The sequence below is a fragment of the Colwellia sp. PAMC 21821 genome (assembly GCF_002077175.1).
Taxonomy (GTDB): domain Bacteria; phylum Pseudomonadota; class Gammaproteobacteria; order Enterobacterales; family Alteromonadaceae; genus Cognaticolwellia.
Window position 1 is genome coordinate 3,570,123 of record NZ_CP014943.1, and the last position, 25,034, is coordinate 3,595,156.

General features: G+C 37.0%; 23 protein-coding genes and 1 pseudogene. 19 read left to right on the forward strand and 5 right to left on the reverse strand.

The features are described from left to right. Positions 1 to 157: 157 nt before the first annotated feature. Entirely contained in the window at positions 158 to 607 is a 450-nt protein-coding gene (locus tag A3Q33_RS15090; RefSeq protein ID WP_231295702.1) for a YgjV family protein, read from the reverse strand. A gap of 274 nt (positions 608 to 881) precedes the next feature. Continuing rightward, on the reverse strand, positions 882 to 2,063 hold the full coding sequence (locus tag A3Q33_RS15095; RefSeq protein ID WP_081180656.1) for a multidrug effflux MFS transporter: 1,182 nt from the start codon (positions 2,061 to 2,063) through the stop codon (positions 882 to 884). Positions 2,064 to 2,349: 286 nt separating this feature from the next. On the opposite strand from A3Q33_RS15095, the gene A3Q33_RS15100 reads away from it, so the two are divergent. From A3Q33_RS15100 to A3Q33_RS15120, 5 genes are all read left to right on the forward strand, one after another. Continuing rightward, positions 2,350 to 2,922, forward strand: a complete 573-nt coding sequence (locus tag A3Q33_RS15100; RefSeq protein ID WP_081180657.1) for a tRNA-(ms[2]io[6]A)-hydroxylase — start codon at positions 2,350 to 2,352, stop codon at positions 2,920 to 2,922. A 99-nt stretch (positions 2,923 to 3,021) separates the two neighbouring features. Continuing rightward, positions 3,022 to 4,287, forward strand: coding sequence for a hypothetical protein (locus A3Q33_RS15105; RefSeq protein WP_081180658.1), 1,266 nt, complete (start codon positions 3,022 to 3,024; stop codon positions 4,285 to 4,287). 412 nt (positions 4,288 to 4,699) lie between these two features. Then, positions 4,700 to 5,629 carry an AAA family ATPase gene (locus tag A3Q33_RS15110; RefSeq protein ID WP_155866786.1) on the forward strand — a complete coding sequence of 310 codons (930 nt, stop codon included), beginning with the start codon at positions 4,700 to 4,702 and terminating at the stop codon, positions 5,627 to 5,629. 136 nt (positions 5,630 to 5,765) lie between these two features. After that, positions 5,766 to 6,839, forward strand: a complete 1,074-nt coding sequence (locus tag A3Q33_RS15115; RefSeq protein WP_155866787.1) for a DUF58 domain-containing protein — start codon at positions 5,766 to 5,768, stop codon at positions 6,837 to 6,839. Positions 6,840 to 6,846: 7 nt separating this feature from the next. Continuing rightward, the gene (locus tag A3Q33_RS15120) at positions 6,847 to 9,024 is read left to right on the forward strand and encodes a transglutaminase TgpA family protein (RefSeq protein ID WP_081180661.1); all 2,178 of its coding nucleotides are present in this window, start codon (positions 6,847 to 6,849) and stop codon (positions 9,022 to 9,024) included. A 16-nt stretch (positions 9,025 to 9,040) separates the two neighbouring features. Here A3Q33_RS15120 and A3Q33_RS15125 read toward each other — a convergent pair whose 3' ends face one another. Genes A3Q33_RS15125 through A3Q33_RS15135 form a run of 3 tightly spaced genes read right to left on the reverse strand, consistent with a single transcriptional unit; the run spans position 9,041 to position 12,219 of the window. Next, on the reverse strand, positions 9,041 to 10,738 hold the full coding sequence (locus A3Q33_RS15125; protein ID WP_081180662.1) for a GldG family protein: 1,698 nt from the start codon (positions 10,736 to 10,738) through the stop codon (positions 9,041 to 9,043). After that, a complete protein-coding gene (locus A3Q33_RS15130; RefSeq protein WP_081180663.1) occupies positions 10,739 to 11,449 on the reverse strand; it encodes an ABC transporter permease in 711 nt (236 codons plus the stop codon). Then, entirely contained in the window at positions 11,449 to 12,219 is a 771-nt protein-coding gene (locus A3Q33_RS15135) for an ABC transporter ATP-binding protein (RefSeq protein WP_231295703.1), read from the reverse strand. Before A3Q33_RS15135 ends, A3Q33_RS15130 begins: the two co-directional genes overlap by 1 nt. A gap of 1,146 nt (positions 12,220 to 13,365) precedes the next feature. Between A3Q33_RS15135 and A3Q33_RS15140 the strand changes: the two genes are divergently transcribed. From A3Q33_RS15140 to A3Q33_RS15200, 14 genes and pseudogenes are all read left to right on the forward strand, one after another. Continuing rightward, entirely contained in the window at positions 13,366 to 15,828 is a 2,463-nt protein-coding gene (locus A3Q33_RS15140) for a TonB-dependent receptor (RefSeq protein ID WP_081180664.1), read from the forward strand. 800 nt (positions 15,829 to 16,628) lie between these two features. Continuing rightward, positions 16,629 to 17,975, forward strand: coding sequence for a Na+/H+ antiporter NhaA (gene nhaA, locus A3Q33_RS15145; RefSeq protein WP_081180665.1), 1,347 nt, complete (start codon positions 16,629 to 16,631; stop codon positions 17,973 to 17,975). Positions 17,976 to 18,253: 278 nt separating this feature from the next. Next, positions 18,254 to 18,601 carry a hypothetical protein gene (locus tag A3Q33_RS15150; RefSeq protein WP_081180666.1) on the forward strand — a complete coding sequence of 116 codons (348 nt, stop codon included), beginning with the start codon at positions 18,254 to 18,256 and terminating at the stop codon, positions 18,599 to 18,601. Positions 18,602 to 18,725: 124 nt separating this feature from the next. Beyond that, positions 18,726 to 19,058, forward strand: coding sequence for a YnfA family protein (locus A3Q33_RS15155; protein ID WP_081180667.1), 333 nt, complete (start codon positions 18,726 to 18,728; stop codon positions 19,056 to 19,058). Positions 19,059 to 19,106: 48 nt separating this feature from the next. Then, complete coding sequence (locus tag A3Q33_RS15160) at positions 19,107 to 20,261, forward strand: acyltransferase family protein (protein WP_081180668.1); 1,155 nt, start codon at positions 19,107 to 19,109, stop codon at positions 20,259 to 20,261. A gap of 719 nt (positions 20,262 to 20,980) precedes the next feature. Next, entirely contained in the window at positions 20,981 to 21,409 is a 429-nt protein-coding gene (locus A3Q33_RS15165; RefSeq protein ID WP_081180669.1) for a DUF1090 domain-containing protein, read from the forward strand. A 120-nt stretch (positions 21,410 to 21,529) separates the two neighbouring features. Continuing rightward, a complete protein-coding gene (locus tag A3Q33_RS15170; RefSeq protein ID WP_081180670.1) occupies positions 21,530 to 21,766 on the forward strand; it encodes a hypothetical protein in 237 nt (78 codons plus the stop codon). Positions 21,767 to 21,873: 107 nt separating this feature from the next. Further along, positions 21,874 to 22,317 carry a hypothetical protein gene (locus A3Q33_RS15175; protein ID WP_081180671.1) on the forward strand — a complete coding sequence of 148 codons (444 nt, stop codon included), beginning with the start codon at positions 21,874 to 21,876 and terminating at the stop codon, positions 22,315 to 22,317. 143 nt (positions 22,318 to 22,460) lie between these two features. Next, a pseudogene (locus A3Q33_RS15180) lies at positions 22,461 to 22,831 on the forward strand (VOC family protein). 269 nt (positions 22,832 to 23,100) lie between these two features. Next, positions 23,101 to 23,487 carry a DoxX family protein gene (locus A3Q33_RS15185; protein WP_081180672.1) on the forward strand — a complete coding sequence of 129 codons (387 nt, stop codon included), beginning with the start codon at positions 23,101 to 23,103 and terminating at the stop codon, positions 23,485 to 23,487. Positions 23,488 to 23,610: 123 nt separating this feature from the next. After that, positions 23,611 to 24,126 carry a flavodoxin family protein gene (locus A3Q33_RS15190; protein ID WP_081180673.1) on the forward strand — a complete coding sequence of 172 codons (516 nt, stop codon included), beginning with the start codon at positions 23,611 to 23,613 and terminating at the stop codon, positions 24,124 to 24,126. Next, positions 24,113 to 24,289 (forward strand): hypothetical protein, encoded by a 177-nt coding sequence (locus A3Q33_RS20755; RefSeq protein ID WP_196797975.1) that lies wholly within the window; start codon positions 24,113 to 24,115, stop codon positions 24,287 to 24,289. The genes A3Q33_RS15190 and A3Q33_RS20755 overlap by 14 nt, the downstream gene beginning before the upstream one ends. An 81-nt stretch (positions 24,290 to 24,370) precedes the next feature. Further along, positions 24,371 to 24,493 (forward strand): hypothetical protein, encoded by a 123-nt coding sequence (locus A3Q33_RS21005; protein WP_286160892.1) that lies wholly within the window; start codon positions 24,371 to 24,373, stop codon positions 24,491 to 24,493. Positions 24,494 to 24,583: 90 nt separating this feature from the next. Further along, entirely contained in the window at positions 24,584 to 25,024 is a 441-nt protein-coding gene (locus A3Q33_RS15200) for an SRPBCC family protein (RefSeq protein ID WP_081180674.1), read from the forward strand. The last annotated feature ends 10 nt before the right edge of the window (positions 25,025 to 25,034 follow it).

Genomic DNA, 25,034 nt, shown 5'->3' on the forward strand with positions numbered 1-25,034 from the left:
CATTTTTCCTGTGTAAAACACTTAGATTATTATACTTGATAAGGTTTCTGATAAGGTGTTTTTAGGCTAAGTTGAACCGTAAATTTACCAGATAACTACTATGTTTCGTGAGGGAAATAATGAAAAGCAAAGCATGTAACTTAGTTAGGCGTTGAGTTTATATAGCCTGCTCAGCAGGCTTTTTTGCAATATAATAACGATAATAACCAATACAGCTACTGCCAACAAAAACAGTTTCTACAATTAGCCCAATAGGTGAGCCTAAAATAAGGTTATGAATAAACCATAATAACCCGCCGGATATCATCATTAATCGTAAAAACTTATCATTATGGCTAAAGGAGCCTGTGGTGATCAAAATAGTTGCCATAAAGCCAATAATACTTAGCAGTCCGTTATATGTCGATATTGTGATCAGTAAGCTTAGGCACAGTGAAACTACCGAAATCCATTGGAATTTCCATTTAATTGATATTAAAAAACGAATACTAGAAAATAAAAATATATAGCCAGCGGTTGGTTGGTCAAGCAACAAGAAGTGAAAACCATTAAATAAGCAACTCACTGACAACGCCGCTAAAATATAGTTTTTGTTTTTAAATTGCATAGCACAGCACTCAATAAGAAGTGTCACAGTGACGAGCAATTGCGAAAGTAGAAAGTCAGGCATAATTATTTGTAAATATAAGTCTGTAAATATAAGTCTGTAAATATAAGTCTGTAAATATAAGTCTGTAAATATAAGTCTGTAAATAAAAGGCTGTCAATAAAAGTCGGTCAACAATAGTCATTCAACAATAGTCGGTTAGTATTAGCCAGTCAGTAAAAATGGGGGTTACTAAAGCCAATCAATTGTAGATTAAATTGATTGGCTGATAAGCTTAGTAGTTCTCAAGCAGAATATGTTTTTTTACTTGCGGTAATTTCCATATTGCATATACGGGAATGATAAGCAGCATTAATAAAGTTAATTGCTCAGCTTCGTTTAGGGGTAATAATTGTAATAAGTAAACAATAACCGCAGAACCGCTCATTTGCATAAAGCCTAAAAGCGCTGAAGCTGAACCGGCTTTTTCACCAAAAGGTGCGAGTGCTTGTCCAGCACATGCGCCCATAAGAAACGAAAAACCTAATGAACTGATCATTATCGGTATCATAAAAGCGCTAGGTGTTTGCCAAGGCAATAAAGCTAACATTAACAAACCGGCGATAATGAGTAAAACCATGCCAAAACCTATTGTTACTCTGGCTCCAAACTTGACTAAAACTCTAGGAGCCAGAAAACAAGCAACAATGTTAATTGTTGCATTTAAACTAAACCAATAAACAAAACTTTCTTGATTTAACCCTAAGCGTACCATTAACCAAGCTGGCGAACTGCTGACATAAGCAATAATAATTGCCATAGATAACATTACAAGTAAGGCATTAAACATAAATACCGGATGCTTCAATACCGGCATAAAATGGGCCGTAGAAATAAGATTTTTATGTCGTTGTGTATTTTCAGGTCTGGTTTCTTTAAGGGTAAAAAATAAAATTAATCCGGCAAAAACAGCGTAGCCTGCCATAAATTCAAAGTTACTGCGCCAACCAAAATGTTCTGTTAATACAGTACCTAACAAGGGAGCAAGCGCGGGAATACAACATATAGCGCTATTTAAATATGAGTACATCACGCCACTTTCAATCGCGTTATATTTATCACGTACGCTGGCAAAAGCTGAAACGACTATCGCGCAGGCCCCAAAACCTTGCATTAAACGGCTGACAAGAAAAAACGCTAAGCTGTCTGAATAAGCTGAGATGATAGAAGCTAAGCCATAAATGAGTATGCCGCCCAATGCTACTGGTCGACGACCATAGCGATCAGCAAGTGGCCCACTTATAAGCTGGCCAAAACCCAAGCTTAAAATAAATATTGTTATGCTCCACTGAATTTCATTCATAGGAACGACGAATTCTGCTGCCATAACAGGCAAAGCGGGTAAAAAAATGTCTATGGCTAATGGGCTAAAAATAACCATTAAAATTAGTAGGGGTAGTCGTTGTTTATTTGTCATTTAAGTCTCAATTATGATGACTGCGCAGTATAAGATATTGGTGTGATGAGCAGAAGATAAATATCGCCAATTTAGTCATTTTTAATTAATGTTTAATTATTAAAAAGGCATATAACAAAAATAATATTGATTTAATGCCTAGTTAGCACCGAGGTAGCACCGAGGTAGCACCGAGTTAATACCGTTAATAATATTTAACTGATTTCAGTATTTTCTTGTCGCATATTTTTAGCCGTGTAAAATAGCGCCATTATTTATTTCTTTTATAATTACTAAAATTTTATCTATGTTCGAATTAAAATATAAAACCCCAAAAACGTGGGCCGATGTCGTGCTTAATGACTTCGATGCATTTCTAACTGATCATGCCGCGGCAGAAAAAAAAGCTTCAGGTATGGCCATGTCAATGATCTCGCATTATCCTGATCGCAAATCTGTTGTGAAAGCAATGGCCGATTTAGCCATTGAAGAGCTTATCCATTTTAAGCAAGTACTAAAGTTAATTTATGCCCGCGGCGGTCAATTAGGTGCTGATGAAAAAGACCCTTACATTAACCAAATTAGAAAAGTGTTTCGTAACGGCAGTGACGTGTTTTTCATGGACCGATTAATAGTAGCAGGTGTTATTGAAGCTCGCGGACATGAACGATTTTCTTTAATTGCAGAAGCGCTACCAGAAGGCAAAGATAAGGACTTTTATCAAGCCATCGCAAAGTCAGAAGAAAAGCATAAAAACCTATTTATTGAATTAGCCTATGAGTATTTTGCCAAAAAAGATGTTGATCAACGTTTGACAGAAGTTTTAGACATTGAAGCAGATATTTGTGCGGCGCTGCCATTTCGTGCTGCTTTGCATTAATTGTCTTCAGCACTCGTGATAACCAGTGACTTGATACATGTTTAAAACAACTTTAGATAGCTGGTTTTTAGTGAATAAAACTCTAGGTATTCAGCCATAATGACTAACGATAGCATTGCGCTAAATCGCCATAAAACATCGGTTAAATACCTAGCGCATTATGCTGAGCCTGAAGTTTTATCGCTAGCGACATTTCCAGAACAAAGTCGCTATCGTCATGTCATTGTTATTCCAGCCTTTCAAGAGTCGGCGTTATTTATCGAGCGCTTTATTGACTCGAAGCTTGCCGAACAGCAGTGCTTAGTTATTGTGGTAATTAATCAACCCGATAATGACTTTGGCCTTGCGCACCAGCAAGATCAAATTGGCTTAGCGCAGGAAGTTGTTAAACAGGGACAACAGGTTTGGCAGCAAGACAACTTAAGCTTAATTGTTCTAAACCATAATAGTCGAAATAAAAATGCTAATTCAGCCATCCTAATCGTTAATCGTTATACTCAGCCTATTCCTGCAGAGCAAGGAGTAGGCTTAGCAAGAAAAATTGGGGCAGATTTAGCGATTAAACTCTTTGTTACAGGGAATATTTTATCTTCTTGGGTACATTCAACAGACGCTGATGCATACCTTCCAGACAACTATTTAACCGCTCATGCCGGCGATAGCACAAACCTTAAAAGTGCCGTGGCGACTTGTTGTAATTTTTATCACCACAGTAACCAGCAAGAAATTCATCAAGCAAATTTACGCTATGAAAACGCCTTACGTTATTACGTTGCCGGTTTAACTTACGCGCAGTCACCTTATGCCTATTTTACCATCGGCAGTATTTTATCTTTCGATATGCTGGCCTATTGTCAGGCGCGAGGTTTCCCTAAACGCAGTGCGGGTGAAGACTTTTATCTCTTAAATAAGCTAGCCAAATTGGGTGACGTAGTATATTTAGCTGATGTTAGTATTAAGCTCGATGCAAGGCCTTCACAGCGTGTGCCTTTTGGCACGGGGCCTGCCGTACAAAATATAATGCTACTTGAAGAGCAAGGGTTGGATTATCAATACTACCACCCAGAAATTTTTATTGAATTAAAAGCTAGTTTAAAGGCATTTGAAAATCTATGGCAATATAGAGAAACCCCTGAGCTTTGGCTTACCTCATTATCAAATACCAGCAAACAGGCGCTAATAAATATTGGTTTACTTACATTTATTAGTAAGCAAAAAACTTCGAAACAAGCACAATTTGATAAGCAATTAACGGTATGGTTTGATAGTTTTAAAACGTTAAAGTTTATTCACGCGCTACGTGATTTAGGTTTAGGTAATATCCCACTCGAACAAGCAATAGCTAACGCGCCTTTTGATCTCTAATTTTTGAGCTATGGCTTATTTAATCCGTTTTTTTAACTATGTTGAAAGTCGATAGTTTACAATTAACTCAGTACTTTATCGTGCATAAGTTAAGGTGTTTTAATTTATAATACTAGTTTCATTAATTCAGTGGTCTACTTTATACGTAGGAAAAATAGCCCAATATAAAGTGTTTATTTAATAACTCGTTGTTCTCGATAATAGGCTCCTGCATGGTCTAATAAGCTGCATCTATGTAGCGATAATTGCTCGGTAGTTGCTCGGTAGTTGCTCGGTAATTAATGCTGTAGTTGACTATTTTAACCAGTACAAATAATTAGATAACTAATCAGGCGGGTATAATTACTTATTTCTCTTGGTATTCGTTAAAGAATTAATTATGCTGATGTATCAACTATGAGGAGCGACAATTATGCAAACCGTGGTAGCCAATATTTTGGCTCAAATAGAATCCGTGGTCATTGGCAAGCCTCATCAAGTTAAATTAGCCTTGGCGTGTTTATTAGCTAAAGGCCATATTTTAATTGAAGACTTACCCGGTATGGGCAAAACAACCTTAGCTAATACTTTGGCCTTAACGTTAGGTTTGTCGTATCAACGTATTCAATTTACTTCAGATTTAATGCCTGCTGATGTTATCGGTATTGCTATTTTTGATGAAACGACCAAATCATTTCAACTCCACCCTGGCGCTATTTTTAATCAAGTGGTTTTAGCTGATGAAGTAAACCGTGCCAGCCCTAAAACCCAAAGTGCTTTGCTAGAAGCTATGGAAGAAGGGCGGGTGAGTGTCGATGGTGTTACTCATCAATTACCTGAGCCATTTTTTGTTATTGCTACGCAAAATCCGATGTCACATGCGGGGACTTATCCGTTACCTGAATCGCAATTAGACCGTTTTATGATGCGACTTTCACTTGGTTTTCCGAGTATAGATGCCGAACGTAAAATTTTACAGTCAACAGCCTCACATCGTGATGTTACTGAAATAAAGCCTTTTTTACAGGTTGAGCAATTACGAGAAATACAACAACATATTTCTTCCGTTCGGGTTTCGCCAGCGATTATTGATTATGTTATTGCCCTATGTCGAGTCAGTCGACAAAGTGAGTCACAAGCTAAAGCATTATCGCCGCGTGCCGGTAAATCATTACTAGCCGCCGCTAAGTCTTGGGCTTTTATGGAAAGTCGTGATTATGTTATACCCGAAGATATTCAAGCGGTTTTCTCACCTGTTTGTGAGCATAGGTTAGCACCACAACAACACCATATTTTTGATCAGGCAGATGAAATATCACAGCAAATACTATCGCAAGTTGACCCGACTAATCCGCTAGGTTAGTTGTTGCTTTATTTCATCAACTTTCGCTATGGCGTTAAGTCATTGTTAACTAATTTGTTAACTAATTTGTTAACTAAGTTGTTAAAGTTCAAGTTAGCTAATACAGTCCCAACAATCGAATGAAGAGGAGTGCTAATTGTCAAGTAAACGAAAAAACTCCATGCTTTCATCGATAAAGTCAGGATTAAAAAGCTTACTGAATAAGCGTTTTAATGCCTGGCTATCACGTCGTATTCCACAACACAGCCAACAAGTTATTAATCATCGCAATATTTTTATCATACCAACGCGATTTGGTGTCGGTTTGATGATGTTTATGTTATTGCTATTTTTACTGGGCACTAATTATCAGAATAATGTCATTATTTTGATCAGTTATTTGCTGGTGAGTTTTTTTATTGTTGTTTTGCACCACAGTTTTTTTAACCTGTCTGGCTTGCGGTTTCAGGCAATCAGTTCATTACAAGGCTTTGTTGATTCACAGCTGTATTTCCCGCTCGTTGTAACCAGTAAAAAAACACGCTTCAATATACGCTTTACTTTTGATCAACCCCCAGTAAAGCTTGAGCAAGAAATTGATCACAGGGAAGCTAAAAATAACACACTAAAAAGTCAGTTTGACCATGTAACACTTACAGAATTAGCCGTAGGTGAAAACAATATTCGAATACCCTATTTTGTTCGCAAGCGCGGTGAATATTCATTGGGTAGAGTGTTAATTATTAGCGAGTTTGGTTTTGGCTTATTTAGAACTTGGACAAGATTAGATTTTGCACAGCAAGTGACAGCTTATCCTGAACCCATTGAAAATATTTGGACGGATAAGCAACAAAGTGTTGCAGGCGAAGAGGTGGAAAATAATGTTGAAAGTTATCAAGACAGTTTTCAACCGGGCCAAGATGAATTTCATCAATTACAACAGTACCAATTAGGTGAACCGCTGAGTCGTGTGGCATGGAAACAAGTCGCTCGCGGGCAAGGTTGGTTAACAAAACAATATCAACAAGCCTTGTCAGGCAAGCTAGAATTAGACTTTGAACACTTGCCCTCAGGCACACTGGAGCAGCGTTTAAGTTGGCTAAGTTATGCCATTAAAGACTGCAGTGATAAACAAATTGCCTTTTCGCTGAAACTACCTAATCAAGTGGTTGAATACGACCAGAGTTCACAACATACCTTAAAATGCTTAACCGCATTGGCACGTTATTGAGCGCATAATGACAAAAAACATTCCACCAAAAATGAAAGAAAACGTTCAGCCTAGTGAAAGTAAAAGTAAAAAGGCTGAAAAAAATAATGATTTAAAGCTTAATAGCAAAATGTATTTTTGTTTATTAGCTTTTCAGCTGCTTAATCTTTTAACCTTGGTTTTGCAGTTTAATTTAATCTATTTGTTATTTGCCATTTTTGTATTGGTACTACAATTTATTGTTCATTTTAAAGTTTTTCGTAAAAGCACATTCATAAAACATCAGCCTGCACACTTTTATGAAGCCCCTAAAATAATACCTTCTTGGTTAATTTTAGTATTGGCCATATCAGGCAGTGTTGGTATTGCGGTTGCAGGTCAAACCCTCGGGCTTTTATTGAGTATGATCCATTTACTATGCTTTGCTTATAGTTTGAAAATGTTTGAAATACCCAGTCGTAAAGATCTATATCAATTGGTGGTATTAGGTATTTTTGTTGCTACCTCTTCATTAATTTTCATTCAGTCTATCTACTTTTCATTAGCCGTTATAATTTTAGTTTTAGGTAATTTTTTAATTTTAATTAATTTATTTGCCCCAACAATAGCCTTGTCTGCACAAGCTAAATTATTAGCAAAACTCAGCTTATATTCAATACCGTTAGCGGTGATTTTATTTGTAGGCTTTCCCAAGTTAAGTCCATTTTGGCAGGTGCCTAATGTTGAATCGGCGAAAGTTGGACTTTCTGATAGCGTAAAAATTGGCGATATAGCACAGTTAGCCTTGTCAGATGAATTGGCATTTAGGGTGAGCTTTCAAAACAGCAACCCCGAGCATGCACAGTTATATTGGCGTGCGATGGTATTAGATGATTTCGATGGTGTAACTTGGCGACAAGGGCTTCGAGAGAAAGGTCAACAGAATAATCAGCGTTATGGCTCAGCAAGCTTAGAGCATGCGAATAGTTCAACAGGTATTGAGATAAGTGGCACAGGCTTAAGTTACCAAGTCATTGCAGAGCCTAGTTTCCAGTCTTGGTTGTTTGCACTTGATTTCGCTACCAGTGAACAAGGCAATATTGGCCAGCGTAATGACTTTTCGTTGTTTTATCGCGGTATTATTAGTCAAACATTGAGTTATCAAGTCACCAGTTATCCCAAAGCCATACTTGCGCCGACATTGGGCGATGAAACACGCGCAGTGAATTTAATTTTATCAACCGACAATAATCCTAAACTGTTAGCTAAAGGCCTACAATTACGCAAAAAATATCGTGACGACAGGCAGTTAATTAATCATGTATTAGCTGAGTTTAATCAAGAGAATTACTTTTACACCTTGCAACCACCGCGCTTAAATAACAATAGTTTAGATCAGTTTTATTTCGATACACGGGCGGGTTTTTGTGAACATTATGCCAGTACCTTCACTTATTTAATGCGTGCCGCGGGTGTTCCTGCTCGGATGGTGGTGGGGTATTTAGGTGGCGAGTTCAATCCTAATGGTAATTATTTAAGTGTATATCAGCGTAATGCTCACGCTTGGTCCGAGGTATGGCTTCCTGATAGCGGTTGGCAGCGAGTTGACCCTACCGCAGCGGTTGATCCCGAACGTGTTGAAAGGGGCTTTTCAAGTAATTTAATGCAGGAATATGACAATTTATCTTCTGGAATTTTTTCGATGCAACCGTTACGTGCAATGTGGTGGTATAAGCAACTTAAAATGCAAATTGACTCGATTGACTATCAATGGACACGATGGGTAATTGGTTACACAGGCCAAAAGCAATCACGTGTTATGGCACAACTGCTAGCAAGTTTAAAGCAAGGTAAAAACATTGTTTACTTCCTACTAATATTAATCGGTATCGCCTTGCTCGTTTATTTGTATAAATTAATGAAAGTGAAGGCAAAGCCTGATGATAAAATTAAAGCACTTTATTTAAAAACCCTGACATTATTAGCACAGCATAAGCTCGTTAAAATAAGGTCGATGACCGCGCAACAGTTTGCTGACTTTATCGATACGACAAGACCTGAGTTGTCTGCACACTTTGCGATAATATCCAATGGTTTTACACAATTAGCCTATCAAAACTTTGATGTTAAAAGCGAACAAGAACGCCATATTCAGTTAATCAAATTGCAAAGTAGTTACCGGCATTTACGCATGCAATTATGGTTAGTCAAGTTTGGTATAAGGTAATAGTTACTTTGCTACATCAACGTTGTTTTGACTTTAACCAAACCACCATTCCAATAATAAAAAAGAAAAATATGGTGAAGAATAATATCACTACGACTTGACGCATTTGTTTGCTGGTTAAGTCTAAACGTTCAATCTTTATCACTTTTGCACGCACAAAAGCCTGATAGTCTAGTTCGGCTAACCAATTGACAATATTCAGTCCCATTTGGGCATTGCTGTATTGATTAATATAAACATTGGTGATGAAATCAGCGTCGGTAAACACAATGATACGAGTGTCTGAACGAGGTGTATTCGTTTTGTAGGGAAGGGGACTTGGCGCAGTATTGTCAGCTTTGTGTTCTTCAAGCACGACATAAGAAATTGGCACCGGGCCTGGGGTATCTATGCCTTGGTCATATTGAATGGCTAAATTTCTATTAGTTTCTGCCCAACTTTTTTCTTTTGATGCGGTAGACGCAATGACTGCTAACTTAATGCTTGGACGACGCTCCGGTAACATTTCAATGGAGCGTGGTCTAACGTAAAAGGTATAATCTAAACCTTCGGTAATGGCTTTATGTTGTTGATAGTTTTTGGTGGCTGGGCTGCCAACATCGTCGCCAACATGGTTAGTTAAATCAACCACAATATCTGACTTAATGTTAAGCCCCCAGTGATTAATAATACTATTTAATGACGGGTTTTCTTGCAGCTGCTCTGCCGTTAGGGGCTTGTCAGGCGAGGTAACTGTGGTATGTTCAATCAGAAATAGCGCATCGCCACCTGCGGTCAAATAATCAATAATTAACTTATCTTCCTGTTCGGTAAGTTCAGTTCTCGCACCGGCAATAATCAGCACATCACAATCAGCAGGAATCGACTGCGTTATACCTAACATCAATGTTTTGCTTTGTACGTTGTTATCTGCCAATAACTGTTTAAAGGTTGATAAACCAACATTGTCAGTATTTGTTATTGAATATTCGCCATGGCCAACGAGAAAGTAAACTTGCCTTGGTGGACTACTAGCACGGGCAATGGCATTAGTGAGTTTTTCTTCCGTGAGTGCGTCATCACTAAAGTCAACGTCCTTACGGCCATTACTTGATTGCACAATAACCTTGCGCTCACGGCCACTGACCACATTTCCAAACTTAGCAGCGAATGAAATATTATCTATTGGGTCTATTATTTGTGTACTAATAAGCCCAGCAGATAGCCTTTCATATTCATTAAATAAATCTTGTAAATATTTGGGTGGTAACCCGACATACAGTGCGGTTAATTCGACTTCTTCTTTAAGTGTGCTAATAAACGCTATGGTGTTCTTTGTTAAGGTATGTTGTTCATTTTCGGTAACATCCCATCGAGTCGTTATGCTATTGGCCGCATAATGGCTAATCGCAAGAAACGCTAAACTCGCCATTATCATAGTGAAAATGCGTAAGGGTTTTTTCCATTGTTTGCCGATGGAAAGTCCGCTAATAGCAACTTGGTTAGTTTCTCCTAACGTAGCCGTATCATTAAGTTTGTTGTTTAATATCAGCAAGACAATAAAGGCTATGCTACCACCAAGTGTCAGACAACTGGCTAGGTTGAAGGACAGTATGGAAAACTGTGCATCGATATAAAATAGCGACAAACCTAATATAAAGCTAAACAGTGTTATACCGATTAACGCTGGCAATAGTTTTTTCAGTTGTAAAATATGATTGTTTTTAATGCTCATTTATTGCCACAACTTATGGTTGATGCTTAAAGTGGTTAATACCAAGCAAAGTATAATACCGGCTAAATAATAGATAATATCGCTGGCTGTGATAACACCAACGGCAAAGTTTTCAAGATGTGTTCGAGTGCTTAATTGCATCAGAAAGCTTTCTGCAAAACCCGTGAAATATTTTGTAAAGCTTACTGAAAAGTAAAGTGAAAATAGCATAACGTAAGCGGTCATGGCGGCAATTATTTGATTACGCGTCCATGACGAGGTTAGTAAACCTATAGCGATAAAAAAGGCACCCTCTAACCAAATACCAACATAACCCGATAAAATACTATAAGGGTCTGGCTCACCATAATATTCAACAATAAAATAGTAAACACTGGTTACAGCAATTAATAACGAGTAAAAAATTAGCATGCTGAAATATTTACCCAAAACGATCATAGTCGGTGTTAAAGGCGCCGTAAGTAAAAACTCCATGGTGCCATTAGCCTTTTCTTCAGAAAATAACTTCATGGTTAATAAAGGGATAATGAAAATAAACATAAACTCCATCACTTGAAAAATATCGCGTAACGACACTTCTCTATTTTGCTCTATCAGCATAAAAAAAAGCACATTAAACAATGACAGGCAAGCGATGAGGATGATGTAGGCGACAGGGCTACTAAAATAGCCATGGAGCTCTTTTTTGGTGAGTGCAATAATTTTATTCATCATAAATTACTTACATGTTGGGTCAACGTTGGCGCTTGGTGATGGTTAATAAATACTTGCTCTAAGGTCATAGTGGACGCTTGATTTTCATGCTGCACTTTACCTTTGAGTAGGGTATCCAATGGTGCATCTATAATAAGTTGACCAGATTTAATCATTAAAATACGTTGCGCTATTTTTTCAATTTCAGGTAAGGTATGCGTGCTGAGCAACACCGTTCGTTGCTCGCGTTGTTGGTTAATTAGCGCTAATACTTGTTGAACTTGTATTGGGTCAAGACCACTGGTTGGTTCATCTAATATAAGTAGTTTAGGTTCGTGAATAATCGCTTGCGCTATACCCACTCTTTGTTTGTAGCCTTTAGATAACGTTGAAATTATTTTATGTTTAACGTGCGCTAATTGGCATTCTTCTAATGTTTTTTCTATTTGCAGCTTTTTATTTTTCGATGACACGCCTTTTATGTCAGCGGCAAACTTTACGTACTGCAATACCGTCATGTTGTTATACAAAGGGGGTGTTTCGGGTAGATAACCAATTTTCTGTCTAATGGTTAACGAGTGCTTAGTAATATCATCGCCGTCAATGAAAATTCTGCCAGCAGATGGCGCCAGAAAAGCGGTAATAATGCGCATTAACGTCGATTTACCCGCGCCATTTTTCCCTAAAAAACCGACAATATCACCTTGGTTAATCTCAAAGCTGACATTATCGACAGCTTGCAATGTACCAAAGCTTTTACTGATATGCTCAACCGTTAGAATACTCACGCTATAGCCTTTTATTGTTTGAGGGAAATACTTACTTAAAGGTTACTGTTAGCCACAGAATTTATCGTATATTCCAAGCTAGCATTTCTCGCTGAACTTGTACTTATACAATTTAATATCGCTTCAATATTTCTTGTCGGCTTTAATTACAAGCCGCTAGCCGCTATTAGTAATCAAAAATCTGATCCGGCAGTGTAGCATGAAGTAAGCGTTTTAGTGTTTTATAATCAATATGTTATTTTAAGTGTTTAATTAATAATTTAAAACGAAAATTTGAATGGATAGCTTAAGCCGCTAGCGTCTTTTAAACATAATTAGGCTGGTATTATTTGACTTAATTATTAATGGATTTTCTAGCGTTGTTAACAAAGTTAAGTTAATTGAAAGTAATATTTTTTAATAAATTAGTGACTTAAGGTTGAAAGTGTGTAGGTACTCACGACCTTGCTGGCCTTATTTTCCATAGGTGATACCACCTTTGATATTGAAGAAGAAACTTTACCGTTTTACACCTTAATAATTCCTGTTATGATGCCGCCGGTTTTTACAGGGGCACTGGTGTTTTGGGCTTTATGATAGGACCTGAACTTGGCGCTTCAGGTGCGACTATGAACCCATCTGCCAGCATTATGCTTCGAATGCTTCACATTACCCGTAATCAAAAATGGTGATAGTCGTGCTAGGGAACACTTTTAGCATTATGGTTTGGGGTGTTTCTAGTAAAGGTTGGTGGATGGCTGAAATATCAGTTTTGTTTCTCGGTGCAACTTTGCTGGTGGGTTAAATTGCAAAGATGAATGAAGAAGCCATTTGCCATAACTTTATTGAGGGCACGAAAGACTTTTTGGGTGTGGTCTTAATCATTGCCCAGCGCAGAGTCTTGCGATGACTATGGGATAAGGTCAAATTTCCCACTCACTTTTATTTTACTGTGAATTGTCATGGGGGGCTTGCCATGGGGCGTGTTTCTTATATTACGTGGCTTAAATTTATTGCACCTTTAATCGTCGCTTTAACCTTAATGATTATGACAATACTGAGTATTGGCGTTGCTATTTACTAAAACGTTGAGCATAAAAATTTATGCTCAACAGGTACTAAAAAATTAAAACAACTATCTATAAGTTGAACTTGAGGGAAATACACATGAGCATTCACAACAGTCCGAATTTTAAAAAATCGGCCTTATATATCGCATTAACAAGCGCGTTAACCATATCTACACCGACCTTGGCAGAAAATGCATCGGTAGAAGGGATTGAACGCATTTCAGTTACCGCTTCTCGCCGCGCGTCAAGCGTACAGGAAACACCGGTGAACATTACCGCGCTTGACGGTGATGTCATGAAAGATCAAAACATTAATCAGCTTTCTGATGTTGCACGTTGGGTACCGGGTTTATCTGTCCCCGATCAAGGTGGTCGTTCAGGCTCTTCAGTTATTGTGCGTGGTTTAAATACTAACTCGTCTGGCCCTGATTCAGATGGCGGTACGGTGGCCATTTATGCGGGTGAAATTCCGTTATTTGTTGATATGAAACTGATTGATATTCAGCGAGTAGAAGTTTTGATCGGCCCACAAGGGACTTTATATGGTGCAGGTACGTTAGGTGGGGCGATTCGCTACTTACCCAATAAACCGGTTTTAGATGAAACTTCTGGCTCGATTTATGGTGATGTATTTTCGTTATCAGAAAGTAGCAGTGTCGGTGGGGAAGCTGGTTTTGTTTTTAACACGCCGTTAATTGACGATACGTTAGGTTTTCGTATGGCGTTTAATCAACTAGATGAGCCTGGTTATGTAGACTATGGTTATGTGCTTCGAGAAGGTGGTAGCTCTTTACCTGATCCTGATTGGTCAAACGACGCTGAAGTTAACACTAACTTAAAAAAAGTAAAAGATGTTAATTTTGAAGAAACGTCAACGGCAAGGTTAATGTTGCGTTGGACACCGACAGATTATCTTGATACTACGCTGTCTTACTTTTATCAGAAGCAAAAAGTAGGTGGTCGTTCAATCGTTCACTACGATAGCTTAAGTGACAGCAATCCTTTGTTAGCGCAGGTCGGAAAATATGAGTCAGCCTATCGCTATGAAGAGCCTCAAGACAGAAAAGATTCACTCATTAGTTTAGAAATAACCGCAGATTTAGGCTTTGCAGAGCTAACGTCGGCAACAGGTTATTCTGAATTTGAAGAAAGCGGGCAGCGCGATCAAACCGATTTGCTAATTCGCTTAGATTATAGCTATGAAGAATTCCCAGCGTTTTCAACCTTCACGCGAGAAGATACCAACAGCGAAGTGTTAACTCAGGAAATTAGATTAGTTTCTACGTCAGACTCAGCATTCAACTGGATAGTTGGTGGTTATTACAATAACTTTAAAACCACTGAAGGTAGTCTTGAATACACGCCAGGGTTTGATCAATACGCCGTCGACAACTGGGACGCTAATAAACTTCGCCCAGATGCATTGGAATATATTTCAATTATCAATTCAGAAATAACCGAGCAAGCTGTTTTTGGTGAGTTAACGTATCAAGCTACTGAGCAATTATCACTGACCTTTGGTGCTCGATATTATGAGTACAAAGTCGCGTCTGACTCAGCGGTTGATTTACCACTTTATTACACTTTATTTGGCGATTATGCGGCTGATGAAATTAACCTAGATTTTAAAGAAGTAACAGCTAAAGATGATGGTAACTTATTAAAGTTTAACGTTAGCTACCAATTTAATGAAGATATTCTTTCTTACTTAACCATTAGTGATGGCTTTAGAATTGGTGGCTCAAATGGTGTTGCTGAATGTCCTGATAATATTGACGAGTTAGAAAATCAAATTGTCTGCGCCTTACCAAACGAGGTGACTTATGAGGCAGATACCACAACTAACTATGAACTAGGCTTTAAGAGCTCATGGTTTAGAAATAAGCTGCATTTTAATGCCGCGGTATTTATGGTTGAGTGGGATAATGCTCAGGTTGGAGGCGCTACCTTAAACGGACAGCAACCTATTACGGCAAATGCGGCGACAGCAAAAGCGAGCGGCATTGAAATATCTACCAGAGCCATGCTAGCTGAGAATTTAACCGGTTTTGCTACTTACGCTCAAACCAAAGCTGAACTAACTGATAACGCACCGTATTTATTTGGTGTTTTTGGTGAGCAAGGTTCTGAATTACAAAACTACTATGACGGAGCGTCTGGTGACCGTTTACCCGGGTCTCCTGAACAGCAGTTCTCATTAGGATTAAAGTATAGTACGGAGTTATTTGATAAAGCTTTAGACATTAATTACGGCCTTACTTATCAAAGTGATGTTTATACTAAACTTGGCTTAAAAGCTGACGGTGAAAAATTACCCGGCTATGCATTAAGTAATGTTTCGGCGCAGCTTGCTGACGATAACTGGTCGGTAACTTTATATATCGACAATTTATTTGATAAATATGCCTTTAGTTCAGTACGTCGTGATAAAGGCGATATTGGTATGGCTCAATTTCCAGAAATGAACTCTAACGATCCAGCATTACAAAGAAACTACGGACATTACTTAGTAACGCCAAGAAAAATTGGCTTACGTTTTGAGTATATGTTTGATATGTAATCGTTAAACTACCATCTGCGGGTATTATTCCATTTAGTGTTACTCTTTCGAGGATTGAGACTAAAAGTGGGTAATACCCTTTTTTATGGTCAGAATGTCATTAGCGTGTGTTGTCGAACAGGTAAGCAGCAGGCAATAATATATTGCTCATTTAGCCAAGTACTTCGCCGCCGCGTTCATTCAATATTTCCGTGCCAATAATCTAACAATCATCTAAAAATAATAAACCAACTCTAGTGTGCTTAGCTTAATCTTGCGGCCACTAATTTGTTACACATAAAACTTTTGATAATATGCCAAGTTGATTTATTCGTTATTCATTTTTCCGCATGAAAAAGTAGATCATTTAGTTAATCAAATGGTATTACTCGATGGGTGACTTTATTCGGGCTAACACATAAATTATTTTTGTACTTGTGAAAAAGCAATCGGTCAAGATTAAGGGTTATTCCGCACAGTATTTATTTCTATATTCAGTATTTAAACTATTCTTTATTTTCAGCTTCAAAATTTTTACTATTATGATAGTGTTAATTTAATCGTTGGCGCAAATATGTAAGTAAATATTTAAGTAATGCCAAGTTGATTAATTAACTGCTCACTTTTAATGGTTAAAATGAATTACGACGGCGTTATAAAATTTATAAGTAGCATAACTACTGACTACATTTTATGCCTTGTCATTATCCATTTTTTATCATGAAAAAGTAGAACTCTTAATTAATCAAATTGGTATATTAACTATTTTATAAGCCAACTCCCACTTTTTCTAAAGTTACTTAGATCATTAAGGAGACACGATGTCTGATAATAAAAAAAACTTATTACAACGTGGCTTAGACAATATTCAGCCACCACTTTCCAGTTTTATAGGTGCTCAAACGACCTCCAGCTTATTTCTTTTACTGTCGACAATTGTTGCTTTATGGTGGGCAAACTCTATTCATTCAGCAAGCTATTTCAATTTGGTATATACACCAGTTGGCTTGTTTTTTGGAGACTTAGAGTTTAAAGCGTCACTCAAGCACATAATTAATGATGGCTTGATGGTCATATTTTTCTTTTTACTCGGACTTGAGATCAAACGCGAAGTATTAGTTGGTGACCTTGCTAAGCCTGAAAATCGCCGCATGCTAATTATTTGTGCCTTAGGGGGCATGATGTGTCCGGCGTTAATTTACTCAATGTTCAATTACTCATTTGATTCACAAATAGGCTGGGGAATACCCATGGCGACCGATACTGCTTTTGCACTCGGTGTGCTCACTATTGTTAGAAAACACATACCTGCTAGTCTGTTAGCATTTATTGTCGGACTTGCTATTGTCGATGATGTAGGCGCGATACTGGTTATTGCTATATTTTACACTGAGCAAATATCTGTTCTGCACTTGGCGAGTGCATTTGCACTTATTGCTTTTTTAGGGGTTGCTAATTATGCCGGAGTACGACAGCCACTATTTTATATTATCGTCAGCGTAATAACTTGGTTGATGATGCTAAAATCTGGTGTTCATCCCACGGTTGCCGGTGTTGCCATTGCCTTAACTGTACCTGCAAGACCGGGGCTAGCGTCAGGTAAATTATTAGATAAAGCAAAATCGATCATTAACTCGATGGAGAGAAAACCACAATCGGTAGATGTACTTGCAAGCAAGGAAGATCACGAAAAGGTATTAGAAGTGCGCGATGTTGCCGAAGAGGCAAGTACACCATTGCGTCGATGGGAAGATGCGCTGCATTTACCTGTTTCTCTATTTATCTTGCCGCTATTTGCATTAACTAATGCAGGCGTAATCTTTAGTTTCAGCTCGCTCGCTGATAGCCTGCAACATCCGATTGGTTTAGGCATTATTTTTGGCCTAGTATTGGGGAAATTTATCGGTATTTCTGGATTTTGTTGGTTGGCACTTCGCTTCAATCTAGGTAGTTTGCCTAGCAATGTAAATTTCCAACATGTTATAGGGGCATCGCTGATAACCGGTATTGGCTTTACCATGTCTACTTTTATCGCCATGCTAGGTTTCGACGGTCAGCCAGAGCAACTGCAATATGCCAAAACAGCTATTTTGGTAGGCTCAATACTTGCGGCCGTGCTTGGTGCTATATATCTTAGAGTTACTGCTACGAAGCAAAATAGTGAATGATTAAACATCAGGCTAAGGTCCTCACGTTGAGATTTGCATTAAGTTGATATCCACTGAACGCAAATCTAAAAATATAATTTACATGGTGAGTAAGTCTTAAACTATAATCCCCATCTGATTAATTATCTGACCATTTATACTAGGTTAAAACGCGTAATAACTGCGTATAAAGTAGATCACGGGATAATGATTTAAAGCGGAACTGCTAACAGTTTTTTCGGTTTCGCAACATTCTTTAAGCAGACTATTATGGTCCATAAATTGGAGTTAGGTTTAAAATGAATATTGTTTGTCCAAATTGTCAAAAAACACTTATTTCTAGCAGAGAGGTAAATAAATCATTACCACTGAAACAGTTTGGGCAATCGGAGATAAAATGTGAAAATTGTGGAAGCCTTTGTGGTTCAACACTAAAATCGAGAAGTATTTGGTTTGCTGTTTTTTTGGCGACATTAATACTTTCAATGCTTGCGGGTAAGCAACTTGTAGAGTCAGCAGGCTATGATTCAACAGCGAGTATAATTGCGCTGCTTGGTGTTTATTTTTTCGTGAATTGGCTGTTTTCTAATCTTTGGCCAAGAGTTATTGCTATAGAGTTAAAAAGTAACATTAAGCCTATTAAATAAAAGATGGGCAAGGAAACTTAATTTTAGAGCGTACCTCCCTGTCTTAGCATTGTTTCAAATTTTACCTTACCACTATTTAGCCCGTCATATAGGCTTTTAAAGTCGCACAGATGCAAGGAATTTCATGTTTGAATTTAAAACAATCGCTCTTTTTGCGCTCACGGCAGTTGCCGAAATTGTAGGTTGCTACTTACCCTATCTTTGGCTTAAAGAAGATAAAAGTATATTGCTGTTAATTCCAGCAGCAGCAAGTCTTGCTTTATTTGCTTGGCTTTTAACCTTGCATCCCTCTGCTGCTGGTCGAGTATATGCTGCGTATGGTGGTGTATATATTTTTGTCGCCATATTATGGCTTTGGGGTGTTGATGGCATAAAACCATCACTTTGGGATATTGTTGGTGGCTCAGTTGCGTTAATGGGCATGGCCATTATTATGTTTGCGCCAAGAACTGCTTAGCAGTGATCCCGTGAGGCTATTTTGTTGTTACAAGGATAGGACTAACAAATGCAATTGAAAAATACCCCAAGGTTATCTGAATTAGATTGGCTCAGAGTCATACTTATTTTTGCCGTATTTATTCATCATGTGTTTATGCCTTTTAATGGCGATAATTGGCATATAATGAATAGTCAATCAAGTAAGTTACTTGACGATGTTATGGTCTATTTTGAACAGTTTAGGCTACCTATTTTATTTTTCATTTCTGGTGCTGGAGCGGTTATTTTACTGTCGAAAATAACGGTTAAGAAATTTACGTTAGACAAATTATTAAGGCTTTTTATTCCGTTACTTGTCGGTATTTTATTGGTTGTACCTCCACAAAGCTATATTGAAAACATCAACGAATTTCAGTCTTATTGGCAAGCATATCCTACTCTTGCACTGAACTTCTCAACTAATCATCTTTGGTTTATAGAGTACCTCATTGTATTTTCCTTTCTTGCTATTCCGCTTAATAAATTTTTAAAGTCTACACCTGGAATTGCCATTGTTAACTGTGTTGCAAAGCTTACTAAATTTAAGGGAGGTTTGTTTTTATTAGTTGGTTTGCTCATTGTTATAAAAATTTACTTTGCTTTATTGTTTCCAAGCGACGATAACAAAATTGAAAACTTGTCTTCATCAACTTACTACCTGTTCTTTTTTATCACAGGTATGATATTTATGACTAATAAGGTTGTATGGCAAGCAATTTGCGACTATCGATTTTATAATTTAGTTATGCTCTCGCTAAGTACAGTAATTTTTTATGCTTACTATTACTCTCCAGATCTTAGTGAATATTTATCTGTAACTGTTCGATGGTCGATTTGGTGGTTAGTGTGTTGTTTGGTTTCATGGTCTGCGTTGTTAACTATTTTAGGATATGCTCAGTTTTATTTGAAAAATACACCTAAGTGGCTTCACCTTAGTAATGAGCTAATTTATCCATTTTATATTTTTCATCAAACGGTAATTGTTGTGATTGGTTTTTATGTCATTACTTGGCAAACATCAATGTTAATTAAAATCGTTTCTCTGTTGCTTTTATCATTAGCTATCACCGGTGGGATTTGCTTTTTTATTATTAAGCCATTTAATTGTTTTCGTTTTTTATTTGGTGTAAAACCAAATGGAACGGCGAAACCATTGCTTAGTAATAAAAGGTCTGACACTTAACGCTAAGTGTTTTATTAATTTAGCTAACTTTTTAGTTTTCTGGCTAGTTAATTTATTACTCTAGGCTTTGATAGCGTTATTAGAAATGTATCGGTTTTATTTAATTATCACCCTATTGAATATGTGGTATTAGCATAACGTTAACAAAGATTGGGAGTTTAGTGAAAACGCCGATTATATTGGCTTCATCTCGAGTAAATGACAATACCCATCAATTATTAAATTTTTATATGGCATTAGTCCTGTGATTTTTTTAAATAATCCATTGGCAAATTTAATAAATTGTTAAGTTAAACTTACTAAGCTTTAGGCAGGTTAATGATTGTTCAATTCATCTAAATACGAATATTAATATTATCCAGATGGATCAAGATTTTTTACTTAGTGTAAAACTAAAGCTAACCAATATATTTACATCTTAGGTTATTAAAACAACTCAACGCAGTTAGACTGCTATGATTAATAAATATTGATATAAACCCGTGATGCTAAAGCTCGCTGATAAGCCTAATAACGATTAAGCGCTGTATATGGCTGGCAGTTGGGCGCGAGACTACGCGTATTTGTGAATTTATTTGCAGGTATTGAAGATAAAATGAAATTATCCATAATGTAAACATTTTTGATTGTGTAAAAAAATCAATGCAGTTAGAGTGTTACGACTAATAAATAATATTAATTGAACAGGTTTGTTCCTATTTCACTACTATTGGAGAACAATGATGACCAAGACATCTAATAAGCTATTTACAATTCCAACAATTACCGTCGTCGGATTACTTTTTTTCGGTGGCTCTATTTCTGCCCAAGCATCGCCTAGTTGCGAAAAAATGAAAGGTTGTGATAAGAAAATTTGTGAACTGGAAAAAAAGCTAGTTATCGCTGGTAATCAAGACAATAAGCCTAAAGCTGATAGGTTAACAAAAGCCCTTGAAAAGGTGAAAGAGCATTGTACCAACGATGGTCTTAAAGACGAATTAATTGAAGATATTGCTAAGGCCAAAGCAGAAGTAGCTGAATATGAGACCGATCTCAATAAAGCTGTAAAACAGAAAAAAAGTGATAAAGTCTTCAAATATAAAGCAAAAATTAAAGATAAAAAAAGAAAGATAAAACAACTTGAGAAGAAGTTATCTAGTTTAAATTAAATTAAATTAGATAGTAATGCTGAAACAAAAGGGCGGAAAATATTTTCAATTGTGTTGCTTAAATACAAATTTTTGCGAAATTATTTTCCGCCGCTTATGCAGTTAATACAACGGATATGTATGAAATTATTAATCATCTTAGTAACATTATTACTGACTAGTTGTTCAGCAAGAGATGTAGGGCATTTTTTTCTGGAGGAAGTTACTAATAGTAATATTGGCCAAAGTGCAGCAGCTTGTAATCAAATCAAAAATAGTTGTGAAATTGCTAATATTAATACCCCCGACGCTTTTCGTCAGTATTCCCAGTGGAATAATGATGACGCAAGTATTAGTTGTTCATGTAGTAATAAGTGATTTTATATAAATCATGTTATTAGATTGATACTTTGAATGAGTACAAAACTCATTTTTAACGTATCGTTAGGGAAGATTGACCCTCTTCATATTATCAGGGAGCGGAAATGAATAAACTTTTATTTTTGTGTTTATACCTACTATCCAATGTTGCCTTAGCCGCGAATGATGAGGTTTATAACACCAATACAATTGAAGAGGTCAATGCTATTTATTGGCTAAATCAGCAACAAGAGAGTGCCATTAAGTATGCAAGGTGGGAAAACTTTCATGCAATAAAACGCTTCATTGGTAACGCGGTATTAACGGGTGAAACCAGCCAAAAACCGATTAATATTGACGGTGCTGATCTATTATTATTAACGTCTTCAAAACAGAATGAAATGTTAAAAGTTTACTTTACTGAAAACGCCATAACGCTAAGTGGCCAATCTTACTTGGTCAATTCAGCGATGTTAACTAATTTTAGACAGATAAATAAGCGAAGGATTGCTAAAGGGGATTTAATATCGCCACAAGTTTTACGTCGAGTATATAAATCAAATAATTAGTTAGTGAACAGTATCGGTTGTTATCGCTTAATATAATAAAAACCAGCGAGTTGTTTTCATTTCTCTACACTTTGGCTAGCTTATTAACTTTAAGGTTTTAGTGTCGAAATTAAATCAGCAAACCAGTAAACGAGGATTTAATGATGGAATTAGGGACTTTTTCAGTAAGTTTATCAGTGAAAGACATTGAAAAATCTAAAGTGTTTTATCAAAAACTTGGCTTCGACGTTGTCGGCGGAGAGCAGTCACAACACTGGCTAATATTGCGAAACGGCGATCATACCATTGGTTTATTTCAAGGAATGTTTGAAGGTAATATTATGACATTCAACCCAGGTTGGGATAAAAATTGCAAAACACTTAGATCATTTACTGATATAAGAGAGCTTTTAAAAACCTTTGAAGCCCAAGGCGTTGATATAATAAAAAATTTATTACTGGTGAAAGTGGCCCATCGAGTTTATCGCTAAAAGATCCTGATGGTAATTCAATTCTCATTGATCAGCATGTTTAACATGCCTTAGCTCAGGCAAAAGCTAAACGTAACTTGAATAAATAGCGCATACCCGCTTTTTACAATTAGCTGAAAAATCTATCTCAACAAACAAAAGACCTATCTACCATAATAGCAATGCAATCATTAATGATAGCGTCTTTTTAACGCTGTTTTATTTCAATATAGCGTTTTAGTTTTATAACCAGAAACGGGTATAAACAGTAAAAATAAAAACGACGCATGGCTTTTTTAGCTCGTTAATCAAAATCTCTAACGGAGAAAAACAGATGCCTCGCATCCCACTTTTAGTTATTGCCTTATTCTTTATCACTGGCGGTATAGCACACTTTGTAGTCGCTGACTTCTTTATGAAGGCGATGCCAGACTATTTGGGATATCACAAAGAGATAGTGCATATCAGTGGCGTACTAGAAATTTTAGGTGCCATCGGTATTTTAGTTCCACAAACACGTTTACTCGCAGGCTATGGATTAATAGCATTAATTATTGCGGTTTATCCGGCTAATATAAATATGGCTTTACACCCAGAAAAATTTCAAAACATATCAGAATTATTTTTATATATTCGGCTACCATTTCAATTTATATTCGTATGGTTTGTATGGTGGGCAATTGCACCAGAGCGGCTAGAAAATAAAAATGTTAACGAGTAATAGGGTTACATTCTTTATAGCGCTAACTAAATGCTATGTTCCGTTCAAAATTAGGAAAATATTATGTATGAAAGACTTACCTGATGTTAATTGGTAAATCCGTTTAAAAATATGGAGAGTTTAGTGAAAACGGCAATTATATTGGCTTCATCACGAGCGCATGGAAATACTCAACAATTAGTTAATTTGTATATGGAACATCAATCCTGTGATTTATTTAACTTAACGGACTATTCAATATCGGGATTCGACTACCAACATCGAAATCAGCACGATGATTTTCTAGGCTTGATTAAGACCTTGATAGAATATGATCATTTAGTGTTTGCAACACCTGTATATTGGTATTCAATGAGTGCTCAGTTGAAAATATTTATTGACCGTTTAACGGATCTTTTAAGCATTGAGAAAGACTTGGGTAGGGCGCTAAAAGGAAAAAGTTGTTCTCTACTTGCTACTGGAACAGATAAAGAAGCACCTGAATGCTTTATCGCACCGTTTAAATTGTTAGCTAATTATCTTGGGCTTAAATTCACCTCTAGCTTTTATAGTTGTTGTAGAGAAAGCTTTATAAAGCAAGAGCACGTTGATGACTTAAAAAAATATTTGGCGATGGAGTGTTCAAATGGCGCAAGGTAAACATAAAAAATTATTGAGTAAAAGACTTCGAAAAGGTGACAAAGGTTATCCCATAGCAACCATTGCATTTTATGGTGCCGATAACAAAATGGCATCAAAAGTTGTTTGTGCAATCATTGCTTTTGATGGTGCGGAAGCAGAGCCAATGAAGAAGTGGTTTTAATCATCAGATCTAAGAAAGTCAGAGCAAGCTTTTAGCGAGATACTGGCATTTATAGATGAAAATGGCGCGAAATTCGTCAGTATGATTGAAGAAATATTTGGCTGTCCACATGAAGAAGGCATTGATTATCCTGATGGTAATTATTGCCCTGAATGCACCTATTGGCAAGGGCGGGATAGATTTAGTGGCGAGCTAGTTAGTTAACGTTTGTATACAAATGCTAATGCTCTATAGTTAACATAATAAGCGAGCACTATAACGTTAAAGTTTAGCGATAAATATTAGGAGAATATTATGCATAAAATAAGTCACCGAGTTGGTATTAAAGCATCAGCGGAAAAAATTTATCAAGCATTGACGACAAATACTGGCCTAACTCAATGGTGGACTAACGATATATCAGGAGCTGGAGAAGTTGGTTCAATTATCAAATTTCGTTTTAATGGCGGTGGCCCCGACTTTAAAGTTATCGAGCTAGTACCAAATAAAACGGTACGTTGGCAGCATTCAGGCAACATGCCAGAGGCTTGGGTAGGCACCGAAATCAGTTTTCAATTACATGTTGATGGCGAACAAACATTTGTGCGCTTTACCCATGAGCATTGGCAAGAGTCTTCAGACTTTATGGCGCATTGCAGCACTAAATGGGCCGTGTTTTTGCTGAGCCTTAAAGATGCTATGCAAACGAATAAAGGTCGACCGTTCCCAAATGATACACCGATAGATCATTCTTAAGTTCTAAAAA